This is a genomic window from Microcoleus sp. S28C3 (genome assembly GCF_036700785.1).
GTDB classification, from domain to species: Bacteria; Cyanobacteriota; Cyanobacteriia; order Cyanobacteriales; family Microcoleaceae; genus Microcoleus; species Microcoleus asticus.
The window spans coordinates 1-11765 of sequence record NZ_JAUBPO010000152.1 but is presented as its reverse complement, the minus strand read 5'-3'; the positions used below and the strand labels follow the sequence as shown (position 1 = coordinate 11765).

Genomic DNA, 11765 nt, shown 5'->3' with positions numbered 1-11765 from the left:
GAAGTTTTATCCCTCTGTGGTTGGGACTATATCCTTGAAGCTATATTAAGTGCAACTTCATAGTAAATTGGTATAACACGATTCCTAATGCTTATTAGTTTCTTTGTTAAAGGTAGTTAGATTAGGATCTGGGAAAGCAAGATCGTGATTAATTTTACACAAGTAATTAGGGCAAGGCTCACTTCTTGCCGCGTAGAGTTTTCTCCAGGACAGAGTTATTAAGCCAAAGTATCTAAAAAATCGCCTGTTTTTAAGATGTCGAAAAATCCGACTTAAAAATCAAACTTAGGAGTATTTTATGCCTTCATTCTATCCAGGTCAGAAAGCTAATGAACTTGCCAAGGATGCTCAAAAGCGATTCGAGTTGGCGGTTGAAGATTTGAAAAGAGAAGAAGCAGCCACAAACAGATTAGCCGAAGAGTACGGTCAACTGCAACTGAATGTCATAAGAAGCACAATTAAGCGCTTTGTTACCTTCCTTGAAAATACTGGTCGGAAGGCTTCAGAAAGTGAAAAGCGGCTTTTAGAAGGGATGGATTTTTCAGTTCAGCAGATGAAAGAGTACAAAGCTGCTGCGGTAGGAGCAGAACAATATTTTATGGCTGGCGTTAAATCTGCTGGAGCAGCCGCAGCAGGTTACGGCGGCGCTATTGGTGCTGTTACTTCACTAGGAGCAGCAAGCACGGGAACCGCTATCTCAACTCTCAGCGGAGCGGCTGCTTGGAATGCAACCTTAGCATGGTTTGGCGGTGGAGCGATCGCGGCTGGTGGCGGTGGTATGGCTGTTGGTGCTGTTGTGCTAGGCGGTATCACCCTTTTACCAGCTTTGGCGATTGGTGGCTTTTTTGCTGCTAGTGAAGGCGAAAAAGCGATGACAAAGGCGCGAGAGCATGAAGCTCAAGTCAATAAGGCGATCGCAGACATGAAACTTGCTAAGGACTTTGCCAAACAAGTAAGACAGCGGATTACTGAATTGAGAAAAGTGTTTGAATCTATGAACACTCGTGCTGTTCAAGGTTTGAATCAACTGGAATCTCAGCATTTTGATGCTAAGAGGGATGCTGAGAAGTTCCAACAGGTAGGACTTCTGATGAAGGGACTTGTAGAAATGTTGAAAACCCCTGTTTTAAACAATGACGGTAAGCTTAATCTCGGTACTGTGAAGGTTTTGGAGAAATATCGGATTTTACCAGGGAAATAGAAATTACGCTCGAAGTAGTCTTAAGACTTACGCAGAAAATCTATTTGTAAGGTGGGCATTTCCCGCCTTACTACTTAACCAGGGAAATAGAAATGGTAGCTAAAAAAGTTCCTGTAGAAATTTTTAATCCCGGCTCCGTGGCTGAGTGCTTACGCGATGTTGTTGAAGCTTACACCGAATACAAAATAGTTGGAGAGCAAGAGCGGACTAAACGGCGTGGTATAGAAGCTTGGGAAAAAGCAACGATTGCTGAAATTCAAGCAAAACGGGATGCTTTGATCGAGTATCTTGAATGCTCGTTTGATGAGCGTGCTCAGAACTTTTACTTTCTGTTTGAAAAGGTCGATGAGGCAATAGCAATCGGTGATAATAACCAGTTAGCTTTAGCCCTGACTTCAATTACCGAAATAGCTAAGTCTAGTCCGTTCAAAGACCTGGCTAATTTGACATCTGTCAGAACAGCCCTTGACGATCCAGATTATGAATGGGAGTTTTAAGCCAATCAATGTAAGCGATCACCCTTAATTCCCCCTCGAAAATAGAAGAGTGCTCGCCCCTTTATATTTAATCCCAAATCCGGCTTAAATACCCCCTCAATCTCTTAGTCCGCGAAGGCGGACTTCGTTTGTATAGAAGCGATTTCAATCGCCGATTGAAATCGCCTATTTTTCAATCGCCGATCGCCCCGATTGTCAATCTTGCGACTTCAGCAGCGGTTCAATCTGCTGCCTTTGAAACTGCAATTCATCCGCCAAAGGCTGGTAAATTTCTCGATCGCCCGATTCATTGCAATAATCCCACAAACCATTGTAACAGTGCCTGTCGTCGTCCCAACCCGGATGGTTGACAATCGGATACAAGCAGATTCCGTCTATTGGAACTCCTGCTTTCATCGCGGCAACTACCTCAGTGCAAACATAATTAAACCAGACAGGTCTAAAATCGTCTTCAGTGCCTGTTTCTGCTACGAATAAGGGGCGGCGGTAGCGCTCGAACACTTCTTGCAGCAGTTCACGAAACGGGCGGTATAGCGGATCGGTGTATTTCATCGGATCTTCATTGTGAATCCACTGATTGCGATCGTAATAATTCACCCCAATAATATCGAGATATTTTTCCTTACCGCCGAGTTCCGGGCGAAAGCGTCCCGCCAACATATCCCAAGCTTGATATTGAGATAAGCGATAACCTTCCGCCTCGTCCCGATCCTCCGGTTTATCAGGATCGGCAATAATGTTAATTGTGGGGTCGATTTGAACTATGCGGGTGCGGGGATTGACTTCCCAAACTGATTCTATCGCTGCGATCGCAGCTTTGATCAACTGGATTTTGAGCTCGTCTCCTCTTCCTTTGGCAAAAGGATTGATATAAGCAACTTCGCCGCCTGCCCAAGCAATAAATGAAATTTCATTGACAGGTGTCACGAAAGGTGTTTGGTTTGTTTCCTCAGTTAGCACTTCCATAAAAGCGCGCACCATCTGAGCAAATCTAGACACGAATTCGGGACTGAAAATATCAATATCGTCAGGCCAGCCGTAGTGAAACAAATCCCAAATTACCTGCATTTTCATGTCGCGGGCGGCGCGGATGATTGGCAGGGAACTGGAAAAATCGTATTTTCCGGGTGTTTGTTCGATTAAGTGCCAGCGGAGGCCTTCGCGGACTGTGTAAATGCCTTGATCCTGCAAGCGTTGGTAGTCGGCGACTGCAAATTTATCGTGACCGGTGGCGGCTGTGACATCGAGGCGTTTTCCAGATTGCACTCTGTGGGTAGAACATTCAAATCCGCCCATGAAAAAACTTTGAAACATCAATCGAATGGGTAATGGGGCATTCAGGTTTGCAGTCAGGACTAAAGTCCTTAGATTTCAATCATAAAAAACTAAAGTCCTTACTACAAACAATATTTTTGTAAGAAGTATATCGATCGGTAAAAAGTCAAAATGAAATCAGAAAAAAATCTCAGATTTTTACTTTTTTCTTGACTAATCACCAATTAGCACTGAGTAATAGCTTGTGGCTGTGAACTTTCTTCGGGAATATCCCAGCCGAGAGTTGCCGCCGCGATTACATCTATGGGAAATTTGGGAGTGCGATCGGCATACAGCAAACCGTTAGCTTCTTGGTAAGTATCGGTCAATTGCGTGTAACAAAATCCGCTGAACATTTCCACTTGGTTTACCACCTTCAGCAGCGCGGTGTAGCGCCTTTGCAGTTCGATCGTGTCCCACGCGCGCACGTAGCCCCAAACTCTGTGAAAATCCGGGTTTTCGCGGCCGGCGCAGGCGATGCCGCCGAATTCTGTCAGCATCACCGGCTGTCCTTGGTGCGGGTGCCCGTCCAGGGTGAGGATACGCCCTCCCGGACGCCCGCGATCGAACAAATCGGCTAGCTGCACTTCGGGTCCGTAGCGTTTTGCCACAGTTTGCGGGTTGTTGTCGTAGTCGTGAATCGCCAGGATGTCGGTATCGATGCTTTCCCAGCCGTCGTTACCGATGACGGGGCGAGTCGGATCGAGGGTTTTTGTCAAGAAATAAAGGGCTTGCACGTAGTTGCGGTGGGCTGCGGCTTCGACTAAATTCGGAACTCCCCAGGATTCGTTGAACGGCACCCAGACTACGATACAGGGGTGGCTGGCGTCGCGGTCGATGACTTCCGTCCACTCCCGCGTCAGCCGTTGCACGGCTTTGGGAGTGAAACGGTAGGCGCTGGGCATTTCTTCCCAAACTAGGAGCCCGAGCACGTCAGCCCAGTACAAAAATCGCGGGTCTTCGATTTTTTGGTGCTTGCGGACGCCGTTGAAACCCATTGCTTTAACTAATTCGACATCGTGACGCAAAGCTTCGTCGGAGGGGGCAGTCATCATGGTGTCGGGCCAGTAACCTTGGTCGAGCACCAGCCTCAGGTAGTAGGGGCGGCCGTTGAGCATGAAGCGATCGCGCTGGATGCTGACCGTCCGCATGGCGGTATAAGATTTAACCTCGTCGAGCAATTTGCCGTCCGCCCACAACTGCACTTGAGCGTTAATTAGCGTCGGCTTTTCGGGACTCCACAGCAGTTCGTTGCGGTAGTCGTCGATACCAGGGTCGGATAGGGCGATGCGGCGGTGGATTTCGCCGTTGATGACTTCGTAGGTGTCGTTGACCAGCAGCATACAGCCGATCGACAGTTTAACTTTAATCTGGATTCCAGACTGGCGATCGCCCGCGACAAACGCTTCAAAACCGATTTCCCAGCGTTCAAACTGAGGAGTCCAGCGGATGCGCTCGATATAAGTGTGAGGCACCAATTCTACCCAGACTGTCTGCCAAATGCCGGTCGTGCGCGGATACCAAATACTGTGGGGCTCTATTTGCCAGTCTTGCTTGCCGCGCGGTTGCTCCAAATCTTGCGGGTCGTCTTGGGCCCAGACTGTCACCCGCTGCGGCCCGTTGAGGTTCAAAACTGCTGTAATGTCTGCCGTGAAAGGAGTGTGTCCGCCTTCGTGTTGGATGACAAACTGACCGTTCACCCAGACGCGCGCGCGGTAGTCTACGGCCCCGAAGTGCAGCAGCACTCTGCTTTCTGTGTGGGGTAAGTCAAATTCGCGTTCGTACCAGCAGTTGGCGTGAAAATTCGTGTCGCCTATGCCGCTTTTTGCCGATTCAGGAGCAAACGGCACTTCTATAGTGTGAGTCCACTCAGAAATATCGATCGGCTGCACGCAGCCTCCCGCGTCGTCGTAAGCAAACTTCCACTGACCGTTAAGACAAATCCAGTTGCTCCGGCGCAATTGGGGGCGCGGATAACCTGTTTTCCGCCCTTGAACAGTTATCTTGCTGTCTATAGTGGAAGACTCTTCAATATCGCAATTTTCTAGCTCTCTACCTAACCAGCTCATCGGCACATCTACCCGAAGTTATATATATAGGTTAGCGACAATTACCCCGACTTTGACAAGTTTTTTGCTGATTAATTGTAAAAGTTTAGCAAATTAAAACAGCCTCATCTAAAGGCTGTCTTGTGCTGAAGGCAGAAGTCATTACTCATGAGTCAGAAGCAAGGAAGAAGCAAGATTTTTCTGATCCCCGACTCGGACACTCGGACACTCTGGGCCTCTCCTGTCTGGGTCTCTCCCCCTCTGCGCCACTCTGAGTCAGACACTCTCCCGAGTTCATAACTCTAGTTTAGCTAGCAAGACTGTGCAAACCTCCTAAAGGGTCACTTAGCTCACTTTTGAGGGGAACGTCATGTTCTACAGGCGGCAAACACTGAAATATTTGTTCTAGTCCCGTGAGTTCAAATAGGATTCTAACTTGTTCGCTCATGGCAGATATCAAAAGTATACAGGCGCTGTCTCTAACTAATTTTACGATCGCCACTACAGCCATTAACTCGGAATTGTTCAGAAAATTAATTTTTGAGAAATCGAGCATCAGAATTTTGCCACCACTTTCAATTAAGCGCTCTATTTCTTTATGGAAATGCGGAAATTGAGAAGTTTGCAAAATCTCATGAGACAAAACTATTTTAATTATAACTCTCATTTTCACCTCAACACTTGTTTGAATTGTTAAATAAATTTTGATCCAAACCGAGTAGGGTGATCCGTGCATACCTTACGTTTTTAGCTATCGCCGTAGGGTGCGCACGGATCACCAGACATCTTGACCCTTACAAACTCAAAGCTTCCAGCTACTTGCTACCAGATTTGCCGCCGTTGCCGTTGCCGTTGCCGTTGACAGCAGCGACCTTTAGAGAATCTGCGGCTGGGCGATCGACAACTCCATTCGAGGAGCTTACATTAGAGGCAGAATCGTTAACATTCGCCGCCAATTCAATCACTGGCTTGGTAGTAATTTGATTGTAAGTTGTCAAAGCTTGAGCGACCACTTGATCCATGTTGTAATACCTGTAAGTCGCCAGCCTTCCCACAAAAGAAACTCCCGGAGTTGCATCAGCCAAAGCCTTATATTTCTTGTAAATTTCGGCATTTTCTGGACGCGGAACTGGGTAGTAAGGGTCTCCCTCAGCTTGGGGATATTCGTATACAATGCTAGTTTTTAGATGCTCTTGTCCGGTGAGGTATTTAAACTCCGTGCAGCGAGTATATAAATGTTCGTTGGGGTAATTTACCACCGGTGCTGCTTGGTGTACGGGTACGTTTAGCGTTTCGTGCTTGAATTCCAAGGAACGGTAAGGAAGTTTGCCGTAGCAATAATTGAAATAAGAATCAACAGGCCCGGTGTAAATCATTTCTCCGTAAGGGATAAAACCCTCAATCTCCCGGTAGTCGGTATTCAGCATCACCTTGATGTTTGGGTGAGAAAGCATCTTTTCAAACATCCGAGTGTAGCCGTGCAGGGGCATTGCTTGATAGGTATCGGTGAAATAGCGATCGTCCCGGTTAATGCGAGTGGGAACGCGCGCAATCACTGAGTTATCGAGTTCCGAGGGGTCCATTCCCCACTGTTTCCGGGTGTAGTTGCGGAAGAATTTCTCGTAAAGTTCCCGGCCGACTTTGCTGACAACTACATCTTCGGAAGTGCGAATGTAATCCTTTGGTTCTGCTACTTTCGCGAAGAAATCTTCTACTTCAAATGAGGTGAGATTCAGTCCGTAAAGTTGGTTTACGGTGTTGAGATTGATCGGAATTGGCAGCAGTTGACCGTCAACGCTGGCGAGGACGCGGTGTTCGTAGGGCCGCCACTCGGTGAAGCGCGAAAGATACTCGAAAACTGGGCGCGAATTCGTGTGAAAAATGTGGGGGCCGTATTTGTGTACGAGGATGCCGTGGTTGTCGTAGTGATCGTATGCGTTGCCGCCGATGTGGTTGCGGGTATCAATTATCAGAACTGTTTTTCCGGCCTCATTTGCTAGTCTTTCCGCAATGACGCTACCTGCAAATCCTGCTCCGACGATTAAATAGTCAAACATTAAAACACCTCTGATTGTGGGTAAGGGTAATTTGTAATTGGTAATCAACAAGCGAGCATAGTTGAGTGTTGAGTTTTGAATTCATAAATTGGTAACTCTTTAACTTAAACCTCAACATTCCTAACTTAAAACTTTCATCCTGCCTTCTGCTTTCGGCCTTTTCTCGTCGATCGCACTTTCGATCAACCCCAGCATTTCGCCCCAGGTATTGTCCCAAGAATTGTCTGCTAAAAAAGCGTCAACTTCGCTAAGCCACTTGGTGCGAACGTCCGAACTTTCGCTGAAGATTTCTTCGGCACAAGCAACGAATTCTTCAGAATTGCTAGCAATCCGAACCAAGCCGTTTTCTCCGTAGGGCCGCACCACGTCGCGGATAGGAGTAGAAATCACAGGTTTGCCGGCAGCGAGGTATTCTGGAGTTTTCGTCGGACTAATAAATTTAGTCGATTCGTTAATCGCAAAAGGCAGCATGGCTATATCCCATCCGCCAAGATACGCTGGCAGTTCTTGATAAGATTTGCCACCGAGATAGTGGATATTTGGGTGAGTTGGCAGAGTTGCCGGATCGATTTTCGCCACCGGGCCAATGATGACTAAATGCCAGTCCGGCCTTGCTTCCGCAATGCCCCCCAGCAGTTCGATATCCATGCGTTCGTCTATGACGCCATAAAATCCCAAACGCGGGTGAGGAATGTCTTTTTGATCCGCTGGTTCTTCTGAAAGATTCCTGGCTGTCGCAAAGTGTTCTTTTTCGATGCTGCTGGGGAAGGCGTGAATGTTTGGGTGCTGGTGCTGTTTGGCTTCGTAAAGGTTGTGTCCCCCGGTAAATACTACGCTGGCGCGTTTTAATAATTGGTTTTCATTGGCTTTTAAATCCGGGTGCGCGCCTTGGAATGCTGAGAGTTCATCCATGCAGTCGTAAACTACAGCTAGCGGCTTTAAGTGGCTTGTGAAACTGACAGCCATTGGTGTGTAATACCAGAGGATGTACTGGCTAATTTCTGCTGCTTTAAACAAATCATCTAGCATGGCTTGCTGAGCAGTTTGTGCTGTTGCTTCGCTGGTTCCTTCACTCAGGTGCGGTACTATTACCCAGACTCCGCTTTCGTGGATGCTGACATCAAGCCACCAATCTGTAGCCTCGCTAAAAATCGGTTCTTCTACAAAGAATACGCGACGACTTTTCGCACAGCGACCCAAGAGATGTTGCGGACGCTGATAGACAAAATTCCACCGCAAATGAGACAGGCAAACTAAATCCGGTGCATCTAAAGAATCAGCTTTTAATAATTTAGCGCGCAATGCCGGCGAGGGAGCGAATTGAGAAGGCGATTTGGCAGGATCTATAGAGGTAAATCGGATCTCCCATGCTCGACCTTTATTGCCGCTATAATTATTGTTTACTGAGTTTGGGGGGGGCGACATAATTAGCCTCTGGAATTTGTCAATGAAAATTTGTCAATGAAAATTTGTCAATAGAATCTGTTTCTCAGGAGTGTCTTGCTAAAAGTCGCGAGAAGCATCAATCTGAGAACTTTTATTGACGAGCAAGCGCCGCATTCATGGAACCAAACAAAGAAATTGTTTAGCTGCGGAGAAACACGCTTATCTGCTTTTTTCAGAATTGAAACGGGGAGATAAGTTAATATTGTTATACTTGCTATTGTTGTTAACTATAACCCAGTTTTTCTGCTATAACTTCTATCTGAAGGATGACTTCTATCTCAGGATGCGCTTAGCTTACACGCTGGGTTCAAAAGCGGTTAAAATGCCGATCGACCTTGTAAAATCACCCTTAACTGGCAGCTACGGGGTGAAAAAAGAGCGAGTTTTATTGCTTTATTTGGAGAGGATAGAAAATTTCCCATCAAGTTTATGTTGCTTTTTAATTTGACAAACCTAGCCTTTTTTAAACTCATCCGATCGCTCGCAGGAAAAATTTGTATCCTAATATACAAAGCTGCACAGAGATTTCAGACTTCCGATAGATTAACAATTGACAGTTTATGCAGTGGGGTAAAACTCACCGAAGAGCACCTGTCTCAACAATAGCAAAGAAACCAGGCAACGGCAACAATAAACCTAAGATTTTGCGCGAGTCTGTGCCAAGAAACCAATGTGATGACATTTGCGCTGTGAAACTCAGTTTAACGTCGCGTCCACAGCAAAAATATCAATCATCCCTCTAAGGGCGGGTTCGCCCATCTCTGCGATCGAACGCAAAATATCCACGCAAACCCGCGACTAAAAAATAGCAGCAACTTTACAGTCGACTGCTGTCAATTTTGGCGATTCCCCCTCCAAAGGCAAAATCTTGCACAGCCGAACTCTTTAAGAAATCGTGGGGAAAACCTAATTCAATTGCACTTACTTTGTCTAACTGCTGCATTTGTTCCGGGGTTAATTCAAACTCCAAACAAGCGAGATTTTCCTGAAGTTGCGAGAGTTTGCGCGAACCCACAATTGGAATAACTTTGATTGGCTGTTGTCGCAGCCAATTTAGGGCTACTTGAGAAGCAGGCTTGTTAATTTCGGCTGCTATTTTGGTAACTTCGTCAGCAATTTTGAGGTCTCGTTCGTTAATTTTTCCAGAGTCCGGTGAATTAAGCCGTTTAGTTTCGGTGGCTGTTTCTGAAGTGTTGTATTTTCCTGTCAGCAAGCCGCCTGCTAGGGGGCTCCAAGCTGTGACGCCAATATCAAAGGCTTTTGACATAGGGATCAAGTCCCGTTCGGGAGTTCGCTCTTTTAAAGAATACTCGATTTGCAAGCCGATAAATGGTGTCCAACCGCGCAGGTTGGCGATCGTATTTGCTTGAGAAATAATCCAAGCCGGCGTATCGGAAATGCCGATATAAAGAACTTTGCCGGCGCGCACCAAATCGTCAAAAGCGCGCATCACTTCTTCGACTGGTGTGGTAAAATCCCAAGCGTGCAGCCACAGCAAATCTATGTATTCAACTTGCAATCGCTTCAAACTTGCTTCTACTGCTTGCACCATATTTTTGCGGTGGTTGCCGAAACCGTTGATTTCGCCATTCTTCATGTTGAGGCTATACTTAGTGGCAACTACCCATTTTTCGCGATCGGCTGCGATGAACTCACCGACATATTTTTCGCTAGTACCGTTGGTGTAGAGATTCGCGGTATCAATGAAATTGCCGCCCGCTTCTGCAAAGGCGTCGAACATTTTACGGCTTTCGTCGTAGGAACCGCCCCAACCCCACTCTTCCCCAAAAGTCATGGTTCCAAGGCAGATTTCCGAAACGCGAAGTCCGCTGTGACCTAGTAGTTTGTATCTCATGTCACCCTTCCGCTAGTTAATGGTTGTTAACAGTTTAGATCGGGATTTCCCAAACTGTTGTCATCAGTCGGGGTGGCGGGCTTTTGCGGTTCGTTAGCGCTATGCAGAATGTTAAATGTTTGGCTAAGCTAATCAAAATGTCGCAGCAGAGGCAAGGGTTCGCAGACATCGCCCCTGCGTTTAGTTTAAACAGCGCGCAGGGGCGATCGTCTTACTAATGTATTTACGATTACATGAATAAATTCAAATACAGTAAAATGGAAAAACAAATATCTACCTTTAGATAGGTATTTTAGGAAAGGAGTTAAATTAAAAAATGCTATCTTAAATAATCAGAAAACCAGACAGAACTAGAAAAAAAATTAATGTAGCTAAATTAACTTTTTAGCGTTATAGTGATTTATAGATTACAAAAACTAGGTGACTAACTTGGCTGATATCGTTGATACCGCCGTTTCGGCTGGATCTTTTACAACCCTAGTTGCTGCTGTCAAAGCTGCTGGTTTAGTAGATACTCTCAAAGGCGCTGGCCCCTTCACAGTTTTTGCGCCTACGGACGAAGCTTTTGCTAAGCTTCCCGAAGGTACTGTAGAAGCACTGCTTAAGGACATTCCTAAGCTCACAAAAATCCTGACTTATCATGTCGTTTCTGGCAAAGTTCTGGCCGCTGATGTGGTCAACCTGAAATCTGCCAAGACAGTTGAAGGTTCAGAAGTAAAAATTGATGCTTCCAATGGCGTCAAAATCAATGATTCTACCGTTACAACAGCCGATGTTGCTGCTGATAATGGTGTGATCCACATTATTGATTCAGTCTTGCTTCCTGCGTAAGCACAGATTTAGATAGCGCAATACTATCTTGAGGGCGGTGGCTGTTGTTAGCCACCGCCCTGTTTTAGTTGATAGTTGAGATTTAAATATTTTACGCAGGTCGATAATTAAAATTATTATGGTGAATTTACAGTTTAATATTTTTGCACGAATAGGGATGCTCCCGGCATTCGCCCCTTATTAAAAGCTTTCGCTGCGGTTGTTGACAAAGATCCCCATGCCAGATTAGTTTTAAAAGGCTCAGAACTACTCTATCCCTCCAGAGACGAGATTGCCGAAGCCAGCCGAGTTGTCCTCAACGCTACCGAAAGAGCCAAAATTTCGCCCCGATTAATTTATACTGGTAGCCAGCTATCATTTGTTCAAATAGCTCAACTCTACCAAGCAGCAGACGCTTACGTTTCTCCCTATCTTGCAGAATGCTTTAAGCTGACTGTGTTAAGCTGTTTCGCATTAAAACTGGTATAATAATAAATCACAAGTCACAGAAAAGCCAGAAGTATGCCAGCCAAAAAT

10 protein-coding genes are annotated in these 11765 nt (G+C 46.1%); 4 read left to right on the top strand and 6 right to left on the bottom strand.

The genetic code is table 11. The features are described 5' to 3' along the window. Nucleotides 1-298: 298 nt before the first annotated feature. Together QUA13_RS29310 and QUA13_RS29305 are read left to right on the top strand one after the other, a co-directional pair. Entirely contained in the window at nucleotides 299-1201 is a 903-nt protein-coding gene (locus QUA13_RS29310) for a hypothetical protein (RefSeq protein WP_333204203.1), read from the top strand. A gap of 92 nt (nucleotides 1202-1293) precedes the next feature. Beyond that, on the top strand, nucleotides 1294-1698 hold the full coding sequence (locus tag QUA13_RS29305; protein ID WP_333204201.1) for a hypothetical protein: 405 nt from the start codon (nucleotides 1294-1296) through the stop codon (nucleotides 1696-1698). 195 nt (nucleotides 1699-1893) lie between these two features. Here the strand turns inward: QUA13_RS29305 and QUA13_RS29300 are convergent, their stop codons facing one another. From QUA13_RS29300 to QUA13_RS29275, 6 genes are all read right to left on the bottom strand, one after another. Further along, complete coding sequence (locus tag QUA13_RS29300) at nucleotides 1894-3012, bottom strand: beta-glucosidase (protein ID WP_333204200.1); 1119 nt, start codon at nucleotides 3010-3012, stop codon at nucleotides 1894-1896. 185 nt (nucleotides 3013-3197) lie between these two features. Continuing rightward, nucleotides 3198-5081, bottom strand: a complete 1884-nt coding sequence (locus QUA13_RS29295) for a glycoside hydrolase family 2 TIM barrel-domain containing protein (RefSeq protein ID WP_333204198.1) — start codon at nucleotides 5079-5081, stop codon at nucleotides 3198-3200. A 286-nt stretch (nucleotides 5082-5367) separates the two neighbouring features. Then, entirely contained in the window at nucleotides 5368-5727 is a 360-nt protein-coding gene (locus QUA13_RS29290) for an STAS domain-containing protein (RefSeq protein WP_333204196.1), read from the bottom strand. 148 nt (nucleotides 5728-5875) lie between these two features. Continuing rightward, nucleotides 5876-7117, bottom strand: coding sequence for a UDP-galactopyranose mutase (glf, locus tag QUA13_RS29285; RefSeq protein ID WP_333204194.1), 1242 nt, complete (start codon nucleotides 7115-7117; stop codon nucleotides 5876-5878). 120 nt (nucleotides 7118-7237) lie between these two features. Then, nucleotides 7238-8542: a glycosyltransferase family 1 protein gene (locus QUA13_RS29280; RefSeq protein ID WP_333204193.1), complete on the bottom strand. Its 1305-nt coding sequence runs from the start codon at nucleotides 8540-8542 to the stop codon at nucleotides 7238-7240. Between the two features lie 838 nt (nucleotides 8543-9380). After that, on the bottom strand, nucleotides 9381-10418 hold the full coding sequence (locus tag QUA13_RS29275) for an aldo/keto reductase (RefSeq protein WP_333204191.1): 1038 nt from the start codon (nucleotides 10416-10418) through the stop codon (nucleotides 9381-9383). Nucleotides 10419-10847: 429 nt separating this feature from the next. Here QUA13_RS29275 and QUA13_RS29270 point away from each other — a divergent pair, with 429 nt between their 5' ends. Continuing rightward, the gene (locus QUA13_RS29270; RefSeq protein ID WP_333185817.1) at nucleotides 10848-11249 is read left to right on the top strand and encodes a fasciclin domain-containing protein; all 402 of its coding nucleotides are present in this window, start codon (nucleotides 10848-10850) and stop codon (nucleotides 11247-11249) included. A 168-nt stretch (nucleotides 11250-11417) separates the two neighbouring features. Continuing rightward, on the top strand, nucleotides 11418-11717 hold the full coding sequence (locus tag QUA13_RS29265) for a glycosyltransferase (RefSeq protein ID WP_333204205.1): 300 nt from the start codon (nucleotides 11418-11420) through the stop codon (nucleotides 11715-11717). Nucleotides 11718-11765 lie beyond the last annotated feature (48 nt).